The 19,005-nt window shown below is 62.7% G+C and carries 18 protein-coding genes; 9 read left to right on the plus strand and 9 right to left on the minus strand.

Annotated elements, in window-relative coordinates:
• Positions 1–21: 21 nt before the first annotated feature.
• The 3 genes from K8B33_RS06635 to K8B33_RS06645 form a co-directional block, all read right to left on the minus strand.
• Positions 22–675 (minus strand): thiol:disulfide interchange protein DsbA/DsbL, encoded by a 654-nt coding sequence (locus tag K8B33_RS06635; protein WP_223424800.1) that lies wholly within the window; start codon positions 673–675, stop codon positions 22–24.
• Positions 676–849: 174 nt separating this feature from the next.
• Positions 850–1,494 carry a c-type cytochrome gene (locus K8B33_RS06640; protein WP_223424802.1) on the minus strand — a complete coding sequence of 215 codons (645 nt, stop codon included), beginning with the start codon at positions 1,492–1,494 and terminating at the stop codon, positions 850–852.
• Positions 1,495–1,508: 14 nt separating this feature from the next.
• Positions 1,509–1,805, minus strand: coding sequence for a c-type cytochrome (locus K8B33_RS06645; RefSeq protein ID WP_223424804.1), 297 nt, complete (start codon positions 1,803–1,805; stop codon positions 1,509–1,511).
• 202 nt (positions 1,806–2,007) lie between these two features.
• Between K8B33_RS06645 and yihA the strand changes: the two genes are divergently transcribed.
• The gene (gene yihA / locus K8B33_RS06650) at positions 2,008–2,733 is read left to right on the plus strand and encodes a ribosome biogenesis GTP-binding protein YihA/YsxC (protein ID WP_396020965.1); all 726 of its coding nucleotides are present in this window, start codon (positions 2,008–2,010) and stop codon (positions 2,731–2,733) included.
• Between the two features lie 883 nt (positions 2,734–3,616).
• Positions 3,617–4,126, plus strand: a complete 510-nt coding sequence (locus K8B33_RS06655) for a hypothetical protein (RefSeq protein WP_223424806.1) — start codon at positions 3,617–3,619, stop codon at positions 4,124–4,126.
• A 51-nt stretch (positions 4,127–4,177) separates the two neighbouring features.
• Here the strand turns inward: K8B33_RS06655 and polA are convergent, their stop codons facing one another.
• Positions 4,178–6,979: a DNA polymerase I gene (gene polA / locus K8B33_RS06660; protein ID WP_223424808.1), complete on the minus strand. Its 2,802-nt coding sequence runs from the start codon at positions 6,977–6,979 to the stop codon at positions 4,178–4,180.
• Positions 6,980–7,092: 113 nt separating this feature from the next.
• Between polA and K8B33_RS06665 the strand changes: the two genes are divergently transcribed.
• Positions 7,093–8,007: a homoserine kinase gene (locus K8B33_RS06665; RefSeq protein WP_223424810.1), complete on the plus strand. Its 915-nt coding sequence runs from the start codon at positions 7,093–7,095 to the stop codon at positions 8,005–8,007.
• 21 nt (positions 8,008–8,028) lie between these two features.
• Here the strand turns inward: K8B33_RS06665 and K8B33_RS06670 are convergent, their stop codons facing one another.
• A complete protein-coding gene (locus K8B33_RS06670; protein ID WP_223424813.1) occupies positions 8,029–9,195 on the minus strand; it encodes a cellulase-like family protein in 1,167 nt (388 codons plus the stop codon).
• A gap of 282 nt (positions 9,196–9,477) precedes the next feature.
• Positions 9,478–10,395, minus strand: coding sequence for a metal ABC transporter solute-binding protein, Zn/Mn family (locus K8B33_RS06675; protein WP_223424815.1), 918 nt, complete (start codon positions 10,393–10,395; stop codon positions 9,478–9,480).
• A 166-nt stretch (positions 10,396–10,561) separates the two neighbouring features.
• Between K8B33_RS06675 and znuC the strand changes: the two genes are divergently transcribed.
• The 3 genes from znuC to K8B33_RS06690 all read left to right on the plus strand — a co-directional run bounded on the left by znuC (position 10,562) and on the right by K8B33_RS06690 (position 14,379).
• Complete coding sequence (gene znuC, locus K8B33_RS06680) at positions 10,562–11,374, plus strand: zinc ABC transporter ATP-binding protein ZnuC (protein ID WP_223424817.1); 813 nt, start codon at positions 10,562–10,564, stop codon at positions 11,372–11,374.
• Complete coding sequence (locus tag K8B33_RS06685) at positions 11,367–12,152, plus strand: metal ABC transporter permease (protein ID WP_396020975.1); 786 nt, start codon at positions 11,367–11,369, stop codon at positions 12,150–12,152. Before znuC ends, K8B33_RS06685 begins: the two co-directional genes overlap by 8 nt.
• A gap of 265 nt (positions 12,153–12,417) precedes the next feature.
• On the plus strand, positions 12,418–14,379 hold the full coding sequence (locus K8B33_RS06690) for a hypothetical protein (protein WP_223424819.1): 1,962 nt from the start codon (positions 12,418–12,420) through the stop codon (positions 14,377–14,379).
• 91 nt (positions 14,380–14,470) lie between these two features.
• Here K8B33_RS06690 and K8B33_RS06695 read toward each other — a convergent pair whose 3' ends face one another.
• From K8B33_RS06695 to rd, 3 genes are all read right to left on the minus strand, one after another.
• A complete protein-coding gene (locus tag K8B33_RS06695) occupies positions 14,471–14,860 on the minus strand; it encodes an SCP2 sterol-binding domain-containing protein (RefSeq protein WP_223424821.1) in 390 nt (129 codons plus the stop codon).
• Between the two features lie 102 nt (positions 14,861–14,962).
• Complete coding sequence (locus tag K8B33_RS06700) at positions 14,963–16,111, minus strand: FAD-dependent oxidoreductase (protein WP_223424823.1); 1,149 nt, start codon at positions 16,109–16,111, stop codon at positions 14,963–14,965.
• Entirely contained in the window at positions 16,111–16,275 is a 165-nt protein-coding gene (rd, locus tag K8B33_RS06705; RefSeq protein ID WP_223424825.1) for a rubredoxin, read from the minus strand. The genes K8B33_RS06700 and rd overlap by 1 nt, the downstream gene beginning before the upstream one ends.
• Before the next feature lie 316 nt (positions 16,276–16,591).
• On the opposite strand from rd, the gene K8B33_RS06710 reads away from it, so the two are divergent.
• From K8B33_RS06710 to phoB, 3 genes are all read left to right on the plus strand, one after another.
• Positions 16,592–17,176 (plus strand): chorismate--pyruvate lyase family protein, encoded by a 585-nt coding sequence (locus K8B33_RS06710; protein WP_223424828.1) that lies wholly within the window; start codon positions 16,592–16,594, stop codon positions 17,174–17,176.
• Positions 17,177–17,288: 112 nt separating this feature from the next.
• On the plus strand, positions 17,289–18,164 hold the full coding sequence (gene ubiA, locus K8B33_RS06715) for a 4-hydroxybenzoate octaprenyltransferase (protein ID WP_223426069.1): 876 nt from the start codon (positions 17,289–17,291) through the stop codon (positions 18,162–18,164).
• Positions 18,165–18,252: 88 nt separating this feature from the next.
• The gene (gene phoB, locus K8B33_RS06720) at positions 18,253–18,954 is read left to right on the plus strand and encodes a phosphate regulon transcriptional regulator PhoB (RefSeq protein WP_223424830.1); all 702 of its coding nucleotides are present in this window, start codon (positions 18,253–18,255) and stop codon (positions 18,952–18,954) included.
• The last annotated feature ends 51 nt before the right edge of the window (positions 18,955–19,005 follow it).

Consider the following 19,005-nt stretch of genomic DNA (forward strand, 5'->3'; position numbering starts at 1 on the left):
ATTGCCCCGATCCAGGTTGCCTCAATGCGTCTCGCGCTCGAGATTGACCAGATAATCGATGACCTCGAAGGTCTCCCGGTCGTTACGCAGGTTATTGCGCAGCACCACGTATTTGCCATTCACGGTGAAGGACGGCACGCCGGTCAGGCGGTAATCCCGTGACGCGGTATCCGCCTGACGCACCTTGGTCGAAACGCCGAAAGACGAGTACAGCTCGTTGAACTCATCCGGGTCAACGCCGTACTTGCGGAAGAAATTCGCCAGGGCCGGCACGCTGAACAGCGGCTCGCGGTGTTTGTGGATGGCATCGAAAATCGGCTGATGAATTTCGTCCAGAATGCCTTTGGCCTCTGCGACAAAATAGGCGCGTGCCAGCGGCTCTGCACCACGAATGAACAGCACCGGGCTGCGCACGAAGTCCACATCATCGCTTGCGTTGGCCTTCCAGTCGTTGACGGTGGGCTCCACGTTGTAGCAGGCCGGGCAACCATAGAAGAAGAACTCCCGCACTTCGATCTTGTCCGGGTCCGCCACGCTGACCGGCTCACTGAGCACCTGGTAATGGGTGCCTTCCGCGAAACGGCTGTGTTTGCCGTCTGCCAGTGCCTGATTGGCCACGCTGGCGCTGAAAGCAAGGCCCAGCAGGGCAACTGCCCCGGCTATCTGTCGCAACATCGGGAATCTCCTTGATTCGGTTCTGATTAGGGGCTTTGACCGACAGATTCGGCAAATGCTCCCCGATAACAGGAGGATATACGATTTTAGTGAGGCTTGCGTGCAGGCCGCCAAACAAAAAAGGCGGCCCGAGGGCCGCCCTTTTCCGGTGCCAGGCACCCCATCCGGACCGTCTTACTTCGACAGACCCGAGATGAAGCTGGCGACCGCCTTGATTTCGCGGTCCGACATCTTCGCAGCAATGGCCTGCATCATGCCCGGCTCGTCACTGGTGGTGTCGTTACGACGGTAGGCCGCCGCGCCGAGATCATCACGACCCGCCGCGCGGAAGGCGCGCAGCTGCTCTTCGATGTAGCGTGCGTGCTGGCCGCTCAGCGCCGGGAAGCCCGCCGCCGCGATGCCGTCACCTGCCGGGCCGTGGCAGCCTGAACAGGCGGCCAGCCCGGTATCCATGTTGCCACCGCGATACAGACGCTCACCGGCTTCCACCAGATCAGGGTCCGCAGCACCCACTTCGATGGGCTGGGCGGCGTAGAAGGCTGCCAGATCCTTCATGTCCTGCTCGGACAGTCCCGCGACCTGACCACGCATGATCGCGTTTTCCCGGGCGCCGCTCTTGTAATCCATGAGCTGCTTGACGAAGTACTTCTCGCCCTGGCCGGCAATTTTCGGGAAGTCGGCAGCCGGACTGTTACCGTCCGGGCCATGGCACGCCGCACACACAGCGGCTTTGGCTTCGCCCGCCGCCGCATCACCGGCGTGGGCCTGGCCGGCGAGAACACCCGCCAGTACAAGAGCAAACAGCTTCAGGGATTTCATGGCCATTCCTTACATTACTTGGTCATGTATTCGATCAGAGCGCGGTACTCGTCATCACTGCAGTCGCCACACATACCCCGCGGCGGCATCGCATTAAGCCCCTCACGGGTATGCTTGACCAGCGTCTCCATGCCTTTCTCGAGACGAGGCGCCCAGGCAGCTTCATCACCCGTCTTCGGGGCGCCTGCGGCACCGCTGGCATGGCAAAACACGCAGCTGGAGTTGTAGCGCTCTTCCACCGTGGCCGCACTGGCCGCGCTGCTGAGTGCCAACACTGAAACTGCTGCAATTACTGCTGTCTTCCACTTCATAGTCCGCGCTCCTGTGACCACACTCGGCAAATCGGCGTGGCTGAGGTCCAATCGGGATAAAGTTACCATTCAGGCAGCTCAGCACCCCTCGGGGTTTCGCGAAGCGCTGGCGGCGCGCATTATATACTACCGTTGTGTCGCATCATACCTATTCTGCGAGACACCCCAATGACCCGCAGCCTTCACGGGATTGACCGATATTATGCGCCAGACGACGCCCCGATCAGCATCAACCACCATGCACCCTGCGGAGCGCCTGCTGCGCCAGGCCAGCTTCAGCATCAGTGCCCCGAAGCTGAGCCAGTGCCCCCCGGATGAGGGCTTCGAGGTCGCCTTTGCCGGCCGCTCCAACGCCGGCAAGTCCAGTGCCATCAACCGCCTGACGGACCAGAAGAGCCTGGCGCGCACCTCCAAGACGCCGGGCCGCACCCAGCTGCTCAACTTCTTCACGCTGGATGAAACCCGCCGTCTTGTTGATCTGCCCGGCTACGGCTACGCCAAGGTCAACAAGGGCATGCGCGAGCAGTGGCAGCGCGACCTGGACGCCTATCTGGCCGGGCGCCAGTGCCTGCGTGGCCTGGTGCTGCTCATGGACATCCGCCACCCGCTCAAGGATTACGACCTGATGCTGGTGGACTGGGCCGCCAAGGCGCGCATGCCGCTGCACATCCTGCTTACCAAAGCTGACAAGCTCAGCCACGGGGCAGCCAAGACCACCCTGCTCAAAACCCGCCAGGCCCTGAAGAGCCACCCCGGGGAGCTCACGGTGCAGCTGTTTTCCGCCACCGCCAGCACCGGGCTGACCGACGCCTGGGACAAGCTGGCCGAATGGCTGGCGGTCACCGATGCCGCCGACACGCCTGAGGACACCCTTGTCGAAAGGGTCGAAAGCACTGCTGCCGAGCATGCCCCGCAAAAAAAACCCTGACAGCGCATATCGAGGGGGGATTGATGCTGCTGCCAGGGTAGCTTGCTGCCACCGGCGCGAGGGGAACGCGCCAGCGCTATCCACTGCAGCCCGGCAGAGATCGGGGGGGGATCGGGGGAACCGCGCCGCAGTAATTGGATTATTGCCCCAGCGCCGTGAAACACTCGTCAAACCTGCGTTTACCCCACCGCAACGGCCTCCGGCGGAGCAATCGTCGCGCAGCGTCAGACAGTGTCACAGCAGGTCACCTGATCGATGCCACAGCGGGGCATACGCGGGGCACTCACTCGAGCACTCGGGCAGATCCGGGCAGCAAACATGCGGGTGACGTGATCTTGGCACGGCTTTTGCTGCATCTATAACAGCCAGCCTGTGGAACTCCCGGGGAGGAAATCTGCAGGCAAAAAAAATCCCTGGCAGCAAATCGGGGGAAGGGAACGACTGCGCTGCCAGGGAGGCTTGCCGCCTCCAGTTCTTTGGGGGAAGAACCAGAGACTAAAAAAGCTACGGACCGGCGAGGGTTACTGGGGGATCGGGGGGTACCGCTCCGTAGCTGTTGTTATGATGCACCGAACCGGCGTTAAGTTCCTGCTTTTCGGTGAGACCGCGTTCAATATTTTGCGACTTTTACAGATTTTACCTCAGCACACTTATCCAACCGCTTGTTTGTTCATCCGCACCGACATTCCCGCCGTGCAATCTGCCAACTCGATCACGCTTCGCCTCCTGCTCTCTCATCCAAACAGGTGACTGGCCTCCCCCATACAGGGGATCAGCGCCGCTATCGCATTGTGCCCCCACCGACAGCCACCTACTCTCGCTGTCGCGCCGCAGCGGCCCCTCGATTGCGGCCATACCCTGACAAAACATAAGGACATACACCATGTTGAACCGATTGCTTGCATTGATCACCGCCGCCCTGCTGCTGTCCGCCACCGCCCACGCCGCCGAACAGCCCGGCGAAGGCGACTTCGCGCTTTTTCTGACACAGCCTTTCAGCAGCAACAGCCTGGAGAGCTTTGGCGCCTCCGGCCCGACCTATAACCTCGGCATGTTCCTGAGCGATGATCTGATGGCCTACGGCAGCCTGCGCATCGTCAACGCTGACGGCAATACCAACCTGGGCCTGGGCGGCGGCGCGCGCATCTATCAGGATTTCGGCGCGCCTTACCTGCGCACCTTTTTCGACGGCAGCCTGAGCTACACCTCGCTGGACGATGGTGACGGCAGCTTCAACATCCTGCAGCTCGGTGGTTTCTTCGGTACCGAATTCAACCTGGCGCCGCGCGCCAGCCTCGCGGTACGTGTCGGCGCCACCTTCACCGACGTGGATGGCGATTTCAACATCCTGGATCTGGGCGCCGCAGATGTGTTGCTGAGCGTCTACTTCTGAGCAACTGACACTGCACGGCAGGCCGCCGACTGAACAGTCGGCGGCGCCGTATCAGTGGGCCTGATCCCAGTTGTCACCGACGCCGGGGTCTACCACCAGCGGCACACGCAAGTCGGCCGCGTTGCACATCAGCGCCGACACCTCCTTGATCAGCGCCTCCACATCCTGCTCCGCCACTTCAAATACCAGCTCATCATGCACCTGCATGATCATCAGCGCTTTCAGTTCACTCTTCGCCAGCCAGGCATCGACAGCAATCATGGCGCGCTTGATGATGTCCGCAGCAGTGCCCTGCATGGGCGCGTTGATCGCCGTCCGCTCCGCCGCCTGTCGCATGGCGCCGTTACGGCTGTTTATTTCCGGCAAATACAGCCGGCGACCGTAGAGCGTTTCCACATAGCCTTTTTCACCCGCATGCGCACGGGTGTTGTCCATGTACGCCTTGACGCCGGGGTAGCGCTGAAAATACAGATCGATATATTCCTGGGCTTCGCCCCGGGGAATACCCAACTGCCGCGCCAGACCAAACGCACTCATGCCATAGATCAGGCCGAAGTTGATCGCCTTGGCATTGCGGCGCTCATTATCACTGACCTCATCCGGCGTCTTGCCCCACACTTCTGCGGCGGTGGCGCGGTGAATATCCAGGCCTTTTGCGAACGCATCCAGCAGCCCTTTGTCGCCGCTGAGGTGCGCCATGATGCGCAGCTCGATCTGGGAATAATCCGCCGCGACTATTTTGCGGCCCGGCGGCGCCCGGAATGCCTGCCTGATGCGCCGGCCTTCCTCGCTGCGAATCGGAATATTCTGCAAATTGGGATCACTGGAAGACAAACGCCCCGTTGCCGCGACAGCCTGATGATAAGACGTGTGCACGCGCCCCGTGCGCGGACGCACCATTTCAGGCAGGCGATCCGTATAGGTACTCTTGAGCTTCGACAGCTCACGGTAATCCATGATGATCTGCGGCAGGGTGTGCCCGTCCAGCGCCAGCTCCTGCAACACCGCTTCTGCGGTAGAGGGCGCGCCTTTCGGTGTTTTCTTGATTACCGGAATCCCTTGCTCTTCATAAAGAATCGCACCGAGCTGTTTGGGGGAGCTGAGATTGAATTTTCGGCCGGCCTCGCTGAAGGCGTTTGCTTCCAGCTCGCCCATGCGCTTGGCCAGCTCCTGACTGTGCCGGCGCAGCATATCGACATCGACATAACAGCCGTTGCGCTCCAGCCGCGACAACACGCTGACCAGCGGCATTTCGATATCGTGGAGTACGCTGACCAACGTCGGTATCGCTTCGAGCTTCGGCCACAGAGTGTCGTGCAGGCGCAGCGTAATATCTGCATCTTCGGCCGCATAGGGCGCCGCATCGTCGATGGCGATCTGGTTGAAGGTCAACTGCTTGGCACCCTTGCCGGCAATATCCTTGAACGCAATATTCTTGTGCCCCAGATATTTCAGTGCCAGTGAATCCATATCATGACGGGTCGCCACCGAATCCAGCACATAGGACTCGAGCATGGTGTCAAACGCCACGCCTCCCAGATGCAGATCGTACTGCGCCAGTACGCTCATATCGTATTTCAGGTTCTGGCCGACTTTCCTGTGCGCGTCGCTTTCCAGCAGTGGCTTGAGTTTTGCCAGCACCTCGTCACGATCAAGCTGATCCGGCGCGCCGGGATAATCATGCGCCACCGGCACATAAGCGGCCTCGCCCGGGGCCACCGCAAACGACACCCCGACCAGTTCGGCGCGCATGTAATCCAGACTGGTGGTTTCGGTATCAAAGGCAAACAGCGGCGCTTTTTTCAGTTTTTCTATCCATGCGTCCAGCGCCGCCATATCGGTAATGGTGTCATAGTCTTCGCGACTGATAGCAGACGTTTCGTCGAGATTGCTCGTCTCTCCTGGCACGCCTCCCGACACCGCGCCCGAAGCCTCTTCTGCTGCCTGCGTCTCCCCGTCCTGCAATTCAGCAATCCAGCTCTTGAATTCCAGTGCGCGGTACTGCTCAATCAACGACGCCTTGTCGGGCGCCCCAAGCTTCAGATCATCCAGTGTTTCGTTGAGTGCGCAATCTACCTTGATGGTTGCCAGCTGATACGACAGGAACGCCTGCTCGCGGTGCTCTTCAAGCTTCTTCGCCAAGGTCTTGGCACCGCGAATCGTCAGCCCGGACACCTTGTCCAGGTTGGCATAAATCGCATCCATGGAACCGATGCCCTGGAGCAGACCGAGCGCGGTTTTTTCGCCGACACCGGGCACGCCCGGGATGTTGTCTACCTTGTCGCCCATCAGCGCCAGCAGGTCGATGATCAACTCGGGGCCCACACCGAACTTGTCCACCACCGTGTCCTGGTTCAGGACTGTCCCGGTCATGGTGTTGACCAGTGTGATGCGCGCATCCACCAGCTGCGCCATATCCTTGTCGCCCGTGGAGATCACCACAGGTTGCCCGTTCGCCGCCGCCTGGCGCGCCAGCGTGCCGATCACGTCATCCGCCTCGACACCCTCTTCAACGATCAGCGGCAATCCCATGGCGCGGATCACGTCATATAACGGCTCGACCTGCGCGCGCAGCTCATCCGGCATCGGCGGGCGCTGCGCCTTGTACTGTTCGAACAGCTCGTCACGGAAGGTCTTGCCCTTGGCATCGAACACCACCGCCATCTGCTCGGGCTGATAATCCGCCAGCAGTTTGCGCAACATGCTGATCACGCCTCGAATAGCGCCTGTGGGCTGGCCAGAGGACGCCATTAACGGCGGCAGAGCATGGAAGGCCCGGTAAAGGTAGGAGGAGCCGTCCACCAGAACGACGGCTTTTTGATCAGGCTGCTGGCCAGATTCGTGATCAGACATGAGCTGGGGTGTCCGCAGTTTTATTGAGGGAGCATATGGATAGAGCATCTTGCCGCAGTGCCGACAGAATGCAAAGGCGGCCCCCGTGCCCCGGTTGTTGCTATACTCCGTCCATGACAGTTTTTACCCCACTCAGTAATGATCAGATACAGCAGCTGCTGTCCCGGGATGGCCTGACGCTGGTGCGCCAGCGCCCGATCGTCGAGGGCATCGAGAACAGCAATTTCATGCTCGAAGCCCGGCGCGCCAACGGCATACCCGTGGCACTGGTGCTGACCGTCTTCGAGACATTGACCGCCGAAGCCCTGCCCTGGTTTATCGATTTGCTGCAACAGCTTGCCCACCAGGGCCTGCCTGTTGCCGCACCGCTGGGCGGCAAGACCGCGCTGATGACTGTTGCCGACAAGCCGGCACTGCTGGTGCCCCGACTGTCCGGCAGCCATATTCAGAGCCCGGACACCAGCCATTGCGCCACTGTTGGTGCCTTGCTCGCGCGGCTGCACTCGCAGCCACTCCCCCCGCCGGGCCCGGCGCCGGACCCGAACGCACAACTCTCGCAACTGGTCACGGACCATCTGGACAAGCTGCCCACCGCCCAGCAGGAGGTTGCCGGCAAGCTGTTGCAGCGCTGGCACCAGCACGAGCCAGCACCGGTGCTGTGCCATGGCGATCTGTTCCGGGATAACGTGCTGTTCAACGGCGAGCAATTGACCGGCATGCTGGATTTTTACAATGCCGGGGCCGCCAGTGCGGAATTCGATATCGCCATTGCCATGAACGACTGGTGCGTAGACGCGACAGGCCGACCCGACCCGACACTGGAAACCGCATTACTGGATGGCTATCAACACGAGCGGCCGCTGGGCACTGCCGCGCGCATGCGTCTGCCGCTGGCACTGGCCATCGCGGCGCTGCGTTTCTGGCTGTCCCGCCTCGGCGCTCCGCCGTCAGAGCAGGCCATTGGTCAGGGCAGTAAAGATCCGGAAGAATTTGCGCGTCTGTTCGCGCGCCGTGCGGCCGCCCTGTAACACGTTCAGAGAAGCGCGCACTCAGCCCTCGCGAATCATCGCAGTAATGCGGCGGTGCCAGGCGGCATCGTCCCAGAAACCCGGGCTGTGAGGGCGGGCGTGCAGGCCAACGTTGACGACCTGTACACCTTCATCCAGCGCTGCCACCACCATGTGCTCCGACACCAGGCGCACCCAGTCCCAGTCCAGACTGCTTTCCCGGGCGTTACGCACATACCCTTCGCCCAGCACCGGCAGCAACCGCCGTAAACGACCGAACTCCGCCTGTTCGTGCAAACGCTTGCGCAGGCGCTCCGCCCACTGGCTCTGGCGGCTGCGATACAGCAACGCGGCCACGCGCCCCTGGATGCGCTCACCCAACGCCGTCGGCGCCATGCGCAGCAACTCGGCGCTACCGATACGGAAACGCGGGTCATCGCTGAGCCAGACATGGTGATCAATGAAATCCAGCTCGCTGGTGTCCAGTTGCCGCAGGTTGCCTTCCTGCCCGGCGGCGGACACACCAAACTGAATGCGGGGGTGCAGCGCGCGCAACGCTCTGGGCACCTCGATGAGATACTCCTCCACCCGGCGCGCGGTGGACGGCGACCAGTTCAGTAACTGGGGCAGAGGGTTCAGCGGATGGGTATTGAAGATGCGCCGGTAAGCGCCGTGGGCCCAGGGCGCCTGAGGGAACTCATGGCAGAAATCCACCGCCAGTATCTGGTCGCTGAACCCTTCGGTCTCGATAAAGGCCAGTGTCTCGGCCCAGACGCGCACATAGTCCCCGGGGCGTCGCACAAAGGAGCGGCGCGCCTGACTGTCGGGCACGAACCAGCTGCTCAGCCACAGTTGAATGCCGTGATCCCGCGCGCGGCGCAGCAATTCCGGCAGGACGCGACGCGGCTGCACCTGTACCGGTCGGCGTGCGCCACGGCGCAGATCGCCCCCCTCGGGCAGCACATCGAAGCGGTCGCTGATCAGACCACTTTCGCCGCGTGCCAGCAGGTGCGGAAACGGGTCCACCCGCAGCGCGTTGTAGCCGCGCTCTGCCAGTTCGGCAAACACGCGATCCAGATCCCGATATTCGCAAGCGCGGCCATCACGGCGGGTCAGCCAGGAATAATCCCAGCACGCCAGCGCCAACCGCTGATTACCAGGCAGACGGCGACTGTTGGCTTGTTGTTCGGGCAGGCCTGCATGACTCATGAAGCGCGGCAAACTCCTTTGGCCGGGCACGCTTGCGACGACGTTTGCCCTGATTCATCTGCACTATATCCCCGGCTCATGGGCACCCCGTTCAGGAAAACAGCCGTTCAGCCTGCCGGGCGCATTGCCTTGGCAGCCACAGGTTAACAAAGCCCTTCACGGGCAGCGCTTCAGCATACGCATTTGCCGGCCGACGACAATGGCCCGACAGATATCGGCCCGATGTGCCTGCCGCCAGCCCGGACCTCGTACGCAGGACTATGCAAGAAACCGACCCGTTACTCACTGCGCGTCAGGGCCACCCAGACATTCGCTGAACAAGCCGGCCAGATGCGTCAGCAAGGCCGTGTAGTGGGCGGCCGGGTCGGCGCTGGCAAGGTGGCGCCCCATCGGATCCGCTTCGACCAGCCGGCAATCATCACGGCACAAGCGCTCCAGCAGCGCCCGGCGCCCCTCCGGCTCGGCCATGACACAGCGCACCTCGCGCACCGCCATGGTGCGATGGATCTCGGCAAACCGTCGACTGCTGGCAGAGGCTTCAATGTTATGGCTGATGATCAGGGGGCGCTGGACGCCAAATGCGTCGGCAAAGTAGGCCCATGGATCGTGGTGGCTGAGGTACAGCCGCTCTGACAGTGGCTCAAGCCGCGCACGCTGCCGGGCCACGGTGTCACTCAGGCGGGCGTCGAAGGCCGCCAGCCGCGCCGGCCAGTCCGGCACATTGGCCAGGACGGCCTGATCAGGCAGGGCCTGCGCCAGGCGCAGCATGTTTTCCGGATACAGCCACAAATGCGGGTCGAGCAGGTCGGCATGGTGATGCCCGTCATCGTCATCATGGTCGTCCGTGTGCAGATGCCCATCGTCACCGTCGCGCCGGTAAATCATTGGCAAATCCGTCAACGCCAGGGCCGCCCCGGCGTGCCGCTGCACCATTTGCGCGATCTGCGGTTCGGCCTCCGGGCCCAGCCAGATCACCAGATCCGCGTCCCTCAATGCGCGAGCCTGCCCGGGGGTAAACGATACCTGATGGGGGTTCTGCTGCGGCAGCAACAGGGTGCTGACCCGGGCATCGTCACCCAACACCTCGCGCAGCAGCATGGCAAGTGGCTCGACACTGGCAACAATGCGCGGTGTCTCGGCGGCGGCGGGCAGGGCCTGCAGCAGCGGCGCGATCAAGATCAGGGAAAGCAAAACACGCATTGGCGAACTTCCGACAGGCTGACTGCCCGGATGCGGGAACCCGGGCGCGTTACAAAGCGTAATAGTATATCATCGGCGGCGTTGCAGCAGCCCACAGACGGCACCCGGTGGCGCGCTGACGACTGGCCCTGACGACCGCCCCTGAAGAACAGCGTTGAGCGTACCCATGACCGACACATCACTGCGATCAGCGCCTCCGGCGGCACGGCCCCTGATCACGCTGGAGGATGTTGCCGTGCGCTTCGCGGGCGAAGCCGTGCTATCCCGTATCAGCCTGACTCTCAGCGCCGGCCGCATCGTTACCCTGATCGGCCCCAACGGCGCCGGCAAATCCACACTGGCCCGCGTCGTACTGGGCATCATCAAACCGGATACCGGCCGCGTACAGCGCCACGGATCACTGCGCATCGGGTACATGCCCCAGCGCATCAAGGTGGATGACAGCCTGCCGCTGACGGCGGACGGTTTTCTGGCGCTGGCGATGCCGGGCCGCTCCCGCGAGCGCCGGGCAGCACTGGCCCGCGTCGGCGTAAAACATCTGCACAAGCGCCCGGTTCAACAACTCTCCGGCGGTGAAATGCAGCGCGTGCTCCTGGCCCGGGCGCTGCTGCGCAAACCCGATTTGCTGGTGCTGGACGAGCCCGCCCAGGGCGTCGACGTCGCCGGTCAGAATGCCCTGTATGGCCTGCTGGACGAAGTGCGTCAGGAATTCGGTTGCGGCATTCTGCTGATCTCTCATGATCTGCATCTGGTGATGGCCGCCACCGACGAAGTGATCTGCCTGCACCACCATATCTGCTGCTCCGGCACGCCCGAGGCGGTCACCCGGGACCCGGTGTTTCACGACATGTTTGCCGGTCATCCCGCCGCCAATCTGGCGCTGTATACCCACGAGCACGATCACGAGCACACGCTGCACGGTGATATCGATGCGCGCGGCGACGCAACCACCTGCGACGGTGATCACCATGATCATTGAGCTGTTACTTGCCCCCCTGGCGGCAGGGCTGGCCGTGGCCGTCGTGGCCGGGCCCATGGGGTCTTTCGTGGTCTGGCGACGCATGGCGTTTTTCGGTGACACTCTCGCCCACGGCGCCCTGCTGGGCGCCGCCTTCGGCCTCGCCGTGGGTATCAGCCTGTACCCCGCCGTGGTGCTGTGCTGCCTGATACTGGCGCTGACGCTGGTCGCCTTGCAGCAACAGCAGCACCTGGCCGGGGACACCCTGCTGGGCATCGTCGCCCATACCACGCTGGCGCTGGGCATCATCGCGGTCAGCCTGCTGCCCACCGTGCAGGTAGACCTGTTCGGCTTTCTGTTCGGTGACTTGCTGGCGGTGAGCGGGCGCGACGTCGCCTGGCTGTGGGGCGGCACGCTCTTCATCCTGCTGCTCACCGCGCTGAACTGGCGGCGCCTGCTGAGCATCACCGTCAATGAAGAGCTGGCACGCATCGAAGGCATCAACATCACGGCGACGCGCACCCTGCTGATGCTGATGCTGGCACTGCTGATCGCCGGGGCCATTCGCACTGTGGGTGTGCTACTGATTACTTCATTACTGATCATCCCCGCCGCCAGCGCCCGCCGCCTGGTCCGCACGCCGGTGCAGATGGCCGTGCTGGCCAGCCTGCTCGGCGCAGTTTCCGTGTTCGGCGGCCTGCTGCTGAGCTGGTACGCCGACACGCCCGTCGGCCCCTCTATTGTCGTCTCTGCAGCGGCCCTGTTCGTCATCACACTGCTGTTACCCAAGCGCCGCTGACCCCTCTCTCGCAACCCGGCGCTCGACCTGAATGACATTGTCGCCGAGGCAAGCGTCCACCGGGCACTTACCTATTGCCTGCACTCTCGCCCCTCCCTTAACCCCATCATCACACCGGCAGCATTTCCCACACCGAATATTGCTGAACCGTTACATGACGTAAATCAGTGCCTACATATTTCACGACCATCCTCTCCTTATAGTCGAAATGGGCGGGAATCGTCCCGCATATGGGATGCGACAACATATATAAGAGGATTTTCCAATGAACGGATGGCTATCCAGAAGCGCCTTGCTGGCAGCTCTGGCTTTGGTACTTGCCGCCTGTGGGGGCAGCAATACCCAGCCAACAGCAGCACCTGGCGGCAGCGGTGCCCCCGGCAGCAGCGACCAACCGCTACTGACGGTTGTAGACACCAACAACGAGTTCTCCATTGCCTTTTGTCCGAATACCGCGTCAATGGGCACCATCGGCGAGGTCATTGACCGCATCGCCTGCGAAAACGAAGCATTGCAGGGCATTTCAGCGGCGGACGCTGACCTGCTGAGCGTCTTCTGCCCGAACGCGGCAGAGGGCTTTTCGGTGATCGGCGTTTCCGATGAGGAAGGCGGCAGCAACGTCGGCATCTTGCCGCTGGATTTCGGCCCTGCCTGCCTGGCAGAAACCACCGAGACACTGCAGAACATCCAGTCCCTGCTGGGCAACAACCCGCTGACCGCGGCACTGTGCCCGATTGCGGCCATGCAGAGCGACTTCGACCCTGCGGGCTGTTTCACAGAAGCCGCCAGCATGTTCAGCGACTTCACGCCGCCAAGCCCGGCGGTCCTGACCGACCTGCTGGGCGACCTTTGCCCCGTCGCAGCGCTCGGCCCGCTTGGCCCGACCACCCCGGTGGACTGCCTCACCGAAGTGGGCGGTAGCCTGGCCAACGCACAGGAACTGCTGCTCGGCCCCAACGTGATTACGGTAGCAATCTGCCCGGTGGCAGCGATGGCGGAAGAATTCGATCCGGCCGCGTGCATCAGTGAAACGGCCAGCGCCTTTATTCCTGGCGGCACAGGCGGCGGCGGATTCGACGGCCTGCCCGGGTTCGATCAACTGCCAGGTATTGGCGACCTCTGTGATGCGGACAGTGACCCGCTGACCTGCCTGCTGGCACTGGGCGACGAACTCGCGCCACTGCTGGAAATGGCTGATGGCATTCCTGTTCTGGGTGATATCCTTGCCGCCATTCTGGGCGGCGGCGACGGCGGCGCGCCAGGCGGCGATATCCCCGAACTGCCTGGCTTTGACGCCTGCGATCCCGCCGACCCGGCGAGCTGCCTGAGCGCACTCACCGAGCTGCTGGCACCGCTGGCCGACCTGCTGGATAACGTGCCGGTGCTCGGCGACATCATCAACGGCATCCTGTCCGGTGAGTTGCCAGAATTTCCGGGCGGTGACGGCGGCGAGCTGCCAGCGTTTCCGGGCTTCGATGACTGCGACCCCACCGATCCGGCCGGCTGCCTGAGCGCACTGACCGATCTGCTGGCGCCCTTGTCTGATGCCCTGGCACAGATTCCGGTACTCGGCGATGTGGTCAACAGCATCCTCTCCGGTGAACTGCCAGAGTTCCCGGGCGGTGACGGCGGCATGCCCGAACTCCCGGGCTTTGACGCCTGCGATCCGGCAGACCCCGCCAGCTGCCTGGCCATCCTCACTGACGCCCTCGCGCCCCTGAGCGATGCCCTCGGCCAGATCCCGGTGCTCGGCGATATCATCAACGGTTTGCTCGCCGGTGAAGTCCCCGAGTTCCCGGGCGGCGACGGCGGACTGCCGGAACTCCCGGGCTTTGACGCCTGCGACCCGGCAGACCCTGCCAGTTGCCTGGCCGCCCTCGCCGGCCTGGCAGACCAGCTGGGGCCCCTCACCGAGTTGCTGGCGGATATCCCGGTACTCGGCGACCTGATCAATGCGCTGCTGGCAGGCGAAGCACCTGAGTTCCCCGGCGGCGACCTGCCCGGCGGTGACTTCGGCGACTTCTGTGATCCGACTGATCCGGCCAGCTGTCTGGCTCTGCTGACCGATGCCCTGGCACCGGTGACCGATGGCCTCAGCGCCATTCCGGGTCTGGGCGATGCGCTGGACACGTTGCTGGGCGCCCTGGAGGGTGGTGACACCTCCGGCATCGAGGACATCCCGATCATCGGCCCGATCCTTGGTGCGCTCTTTGGCCTGTTCCCCTAGGCCACACCGCTGACGTCCCACCGTCAGCACCATAGAAAAAGCCCGGTCATGTGACCGGGCTTTTTTATGCGTCGCTTTCTTGTCTGCCAGGCTACTTGCCAGGCTGCTTCTTCTTGCCCGGCGCGATGAACTTCATCAGCGTCATGAACCACATCAGCTGCCCCGGATCGCCTTCAATGCGAATCTTGCCCTGCTGCATGCCTTCCATGAACGCCATCTGGTTCTTGCCCGCTGCCTTCAATGTCGCAAAGGCATACGCCGCATCCTCGAAGCTCAGGCTGACCGTCGGCGCCGGATGAATACCGCCGACCGCACGCACCTGGTGTGGCTGAAAATGAAACCAGCGCGCTGGCGCCCCCGCCTTGGTGCGCCATTGCATCAGCACATTGCGGTTTTCCAGCTGCTTGCGGAAATCGGCATTGCGCCACGCCAGCCAGCGCAACCGCCAGCCAAGAACCAGTAGTACCAAGCGGAATCTCATAATCAGTCACCGTCGTCGGTTGCGTCGTTACGTCATCTTAAACAAAACAGGGCCGGAAGGTATGCCCCGCCAGCCCCGTTCTGTACTGCACCCCGCCTGGACTTATGCCAGCAGCGGTGGCAGTTCCTTGTTGAGTTTCATTTTTTCGCTGCAGGCCTCGCCGGTGAGGGCATAGCCGCGCAACTGACCGTCGGCATCATGGAACAGGGCCTTGACGTTATGCCCGTCCACATCCACCTGCCACTCGCCCTGCACGTCCTGCGGCGGCACCATGCACACCACCGGACAGGCAGGCGTCTTGATGGTGACCGGCATGACACCGTAGCTGACCGGTGTGTCCTGGCCAGCAAGTGTCTGCGCCAGCGCACGCGCGGCGGACATCAGCGGCAGCACATACAACAGCACATGGCCGTCAACTTCGGCACAGTCACCCAGGGCATAAATGTCCGGGTCGCTGGTACACAGGGAACGGTCCGTGCAGATACCCCGGTTGACGCGCAGACCGGCGGCCTCTGCCAGGGCAATGCGCGGGCGCAGGCCCACAGCGGAGAGCACCAGATCGGCTTCCACGGTGCTGCCATCCGATAAGGTAGCGCGCACGCCGTCGCCGGACTGATCCACACGCTGCACAAACGGGCCGAAATGGAACACCACGCCCAGATCGGACAACGCCGAGGACACCGCCAGCGACGCCGGCTCCGGCAGGAAGGTCGGCAGGCAACGGCCTACCGGCTCCACCACATGCACCTTGAAGCCACCATTGGTGAGATCGTTGGCAAACTCGCAGCCGATCAGACCACCACCGACAACCAATACGGTCTTCTTGCCCGCCAGGGCCTCGCGGAAGCGTCCGTAATCCATCAGGTCGTTGACAGTGTAGACACGATCCAGCGCATCGCCTTCCAACGGCGGGCGGAACACATCAGCGCCCCAGGCCAGCACCAGCTTGCTGTAACGCAGAGTCTCGTCACCGATCTGCACGGCGTGGGCCGCCGGGTCGATGGCCGTTACCGTCACGCCAGTGCGCAGCGTGATATCAAAGGTCTCAGCGGTTTTTTCCGGGCCCGCCAGCGCCAGATCATCGGCGCCCTTGTCCTTGGTAAAGCCGGTGGAGAGCATGGGTTTTGAATAATTGCGGCCATCGTCGGCCGTCAGCATGACCACCGGCGTCGCCTTGTCATGCTTGCGCAATTCCTTGACCAGATTGAAGCCGGCCAGGCCCGTTCCGATGACAACGATGGGAGCCGTCATCAGATTTCGACCATTTCGAAGTCATCCTTGGAGACGCCACAATCCGGGCACACCCAGTCATCGGGCACGTCATCCCAGGCAGTGCCCGGCGCGATGCCTTCTTCCGGCAAGCCTTCGGCTTCGTCATAGATAAAGCCGCAAACGACACATTCCCACTTCTTCATGGTTTGCCCTCTCTGATAATCGGGGGATCTGTCTGCAGGGACTGCCTGCAGGGGACAGGGCGACGGCAACGACAGAGGCCGCCCCGCGCGCGAAGGGGCTTAAACTAGCCATGCAGGCGTGAAAAATCAATGACGCTACGGGTGTGATATCGCAACAGATCAATGCCTGTCTGACAAAAAAGCAAAAATGGCCTCCAAAGAGCCTGATTCTGCACCGCCGGCAAGCGCCTTGCCAAGCGCCAGGGCCTGCCGCATAGTGCCCCGGCAATCGACGTGCGCTGGCGCCCGTCGCTTTGCCACGCCGTGGGAGACCCGATTGAAACGCTTCACACCCAGCCCGATCCTTGCCCCTGCGCCACGCTGGCGCCCCCTGGCACATCTGGCGGCCCCCGCCGCTGTAACCGATTGGCTGGCGGATGACGGCTCTCTGACCCACCGCCTGAAGAAGCATGGCCGCTTTGCGGTCACACCGCTGCGCCAGATGGTAGCGCCCCCCCGCCACGATGAAGCACGCCTGCTGGGCCTGCGCCCGCGCCGGGCTGCACTGATTCGCGAAGTCATCCTGACCCTCGACGGAGAACCCGCCGTCTTTGCCCGCAGCGTATTGCCCCTGCGCACGCTCACCGGCGCCAACCGCGTACTCGGCCATATGGCACGCCGCTCGCTTGGCGCGGAGCTGTTTCGCCGCCCGCCAGCACGCCGCAGTGCGGTATGGGGCACCTGTATGCCCGCCTCCGCACTGCCACGTCATGCCAATGCGTCACAACAGATCCAACTGCCGGGTAACAGCATGCTCTGGGGTCGACAGTCCCTGTTTCTGAAACGTCGCAAGCCGCTGCTGGTGGCGGAAATATTCCTGCCGCACTTCTGGTCGCTGCAAGGCGTGTTGCAGACCCGGTAAGAATGCCGCGGTACAGATGCGACGCGGCGCCGTGCACCGTATCATGACGCAAACCGCGCGCTCAGTGATGAGCCCGGCGACGCCACCAACGATACTGCACACAAGGATCTCCATGCTGGAAGCCCTGCAACACCGCTACCCCGCCCTGTGGCCCTGGATTCAACTGATGCGCCTGGATCGCCCCATCGGCACCTTGCTGCTGCTGTGGCCGACCCTGTGGGCGGTATGGGTCGCCGGGGACGGTTCGCCGTCTGTCCGGGTCGTGATTGTCTTTACGCTGGGGGTGATCGTGATGCGCGCGGCGGGTTGCGTGATCAACGATTATGCCGACCGTAATTTTGACGGCGAGGTCTCGCGCACGCGGAATCGTCCGCTGGCCACTGGCGCGCTGCGCGGGCGTGATGCGCTGATGCTGTTTGCCGGCTTGATGGCGGTGGCGCTGGTGCTGGTGCTGCTGCTGAACCGCTTCACCTTTTATCTGGCCTTCGTGGGCGCCGCGCTGGCCATCATCTACCCGTTCATGAAGCGCTTCACCTTCCTGCCACAACTGTTCCTCGGGGCTGCCTTTGCCTGGGCCATTCCCATGGCGTTTGCCGCCGAGACCGGCAGCCTGCCTGCCGCCGCCTGGCTGATCTTTGTCGCCAAGCTGCTGTGGACGGTCGCTTACGACACGCAATACGCCATGTGCGACCGCGAGGACGATCTCAAGGTGGGCATCAAGAGCACCGCCATCCTGTTCGGCGAGGCGGACCGGCTGATTATCGGGATCCTGCAATTACTGGCGCTGTGGCCGCTGTGGCTGCTGGGCCAGGGGCTGGGCTTCGGCTGGCCCTGGTATCTGGCCATGGCTGTAGCGGCGGGGCTGTTTATATACCAGCAGTGGCTGATCCGTGACCGCGAGCCCGCGGCCTGCTTTCGGGCCTTTCTGAATAATCAGTGGGTTGGCGCGGTGTTGTTTGCCGGTATCTTCCTGCAATATCTGCTGTGATGGCGCACTGTCATATCCCTGTCACGAAATGGCCATCTAATAGGCACCATGACACTGACGGGAAATGACAGCCGGGAATGAGAGCGCCATGAGCCGACACAGAATATTGATAGTGGACGATGAACCCGCCATCCGCGAGATGGTCGCGGTAGCCCTGGAAATGGCCGATTTCGAGGTGCTGGAGGCGGACAACGCCCAGAGCGCCCACGAGATCATCGTGGATGAGCGGCCGGAACTGGTGCTGATGGACTGGATGCTGCCGACGGTAAGCGGTATCGAGCTGGCGCGCCGCCTCAAGCGTGACGAGAGCACCAATGAGATTCCCATCATCATGCTCACCGCCAAGGGCGAGGAAGATAACAAGATCCAGGGCCTGGATGTGGGCGCAGACGACTACATCACCAAGCCGTTCTCCACACGCGAGCTGATTTCCCGCATCAAGGCCGTGCTGCGCCGCACCTCTGCCGGCGCCGCCGAGAAAGCCATTGAAGTGGAAGGGTTGTGCCTGGACCCGGTGAGCCATCGCATCACGGCGAACGATGAGCCGGTGGACATGGGGCCCACGGAATACCGCCTGCTGGAATTCTTCATGAGCCACCAGGAACGTGCCTACTCCCGCACCCAGCTGCTGGATCAGGTCTGGGGCGCCAACGTCTACGTGGAAGACCGCACCATCGATGTGCATATCCGGCGACTGCGCAAGGCGCTGTCGCCCTATGAGTTCGACCGTTTTATCCAGACCGTGCGCGGCACCGGGTATCGCTTCTCGACCAAGACGGCGCGGGCCTGACAGTCTTTACAACTGCTATACTTCAGATCCGCCATAGATCCGCTATGTTGT

The organism is Alcanivorax limicola (assembly GCF_019931215.1).
Classification (GTDB): domain Bacteria; phylum Pseudomonadota; class Gammaproteobacteria; order Pseudomonadales; family Alcanivoracaceae; genus Isoalcanivorax; species Isoalcanivorax limicola.

Coding starts and splice junctions, on each gene's coding strand:
- K8B33_RS06635 (WP_223424800.1), bottom strand. CDS start 675: ATGTTGCGACAGATAGCCGGGGCAGTTGCCCTGCTGGGCCTTGCTTTC.
- K8B33_RS06640 (WP_223424802.1), bottom strand. CDS start 1,494: ATGAAATCCCTGAAGCTGTTTGCTCTTGTACTGGCGGGTGTTCTCGCC.
- K8B33_RS06645 (WP_223424804.1), bottom strand. CDS start 1,805: ATGAAGTGGAAGACAGCAGTAATTGCAGCAGTTTCAGTGTTGGCACTC.
- yihA (WP_396020965.1), top strand. CDS start 2,008: ATGCGCCAGACGACGCCCCGATCAGCATCAACCACCATGCACCCTGCG.
- K8B33_RS06655 (WP_223424806.1), top strand. CDS start 3,617: ATGTTGAACCGATTGCTTGCATTGATCACCGCCGCCCTGCTGCTGTCC.
- polA (WP_223424808.1), bottom strand. CDS start 6,979: ATGTCTGATCACGAATCTGGCCAGCAGCCTGATCAAAAAGCCGTCGTT.
- K8B33_RS06665 (WP_223424810.1), top strand. CDS start 7,093: ATGACAGTTTTTACCCCACTCAGTAATGATCAGATACAGCAGCTGCTG.
- K8B33_RS06670 (WP_223424813.1), bottom strand. CDS start 9,195: ATGAGTCATGCAGGCCTGCCCGAACAACAAGCCAACAGTCGCCGTCTG.
- K8B33_RS06675 (WP_223424815.1), bottom strand. CDS start 10,395: ATGCGTGTTTTGCTTTCCCTGATCTTGATCGCGCCGCTGCTGCAGGCC.
- znuC (WP_223424817.1), top strand. CDS start 10,562: ATGACCGACACATCACTGCGATCAGCGCCTCCGGCGGCACGGCCCCTG.
- K8B33_RS06690 (WP_223424819.1), top strand. CDS start 12,418: ATGAACGGATGGCTATCCAGAAGCGCCTTGCTGGCAGCTCTGGCTTTG.
- K8B33_RS06695 (WP_223424821.1), bottom strand. CDS start 14,860: ATGAGATTCCGCTTGGTACTACTGGTTCTTGGCTGGCGGTTGCGCTGG.
- K8B33_RS06700 (WP_223424823.1), bottom strand. CDS start 16,111: ATGACGGCTCCCATCGTTGTCATCGGAACGGGCCTGGCCGGCTTCAAT.
- rd (WP_223424825.1), bottom strand. CDS start 16,275: ATGAAGAAGTGGGAATGTGTCGTTTGCGGCTTTATCTATGACGAAGCC.
- ubiA (WP_223426069.1), top strand. CDS start 17,289: ATGCTGGAAGCCCTGCAACACCGCTACCCCGCCCTGTGGCCCTGGATT.
- phoB (WP_223424830.1), top strand. CDS start 18,253: ATGAGCCGACACAGAATATTGATAGTGGACGATGAACCCGCCATCCGC.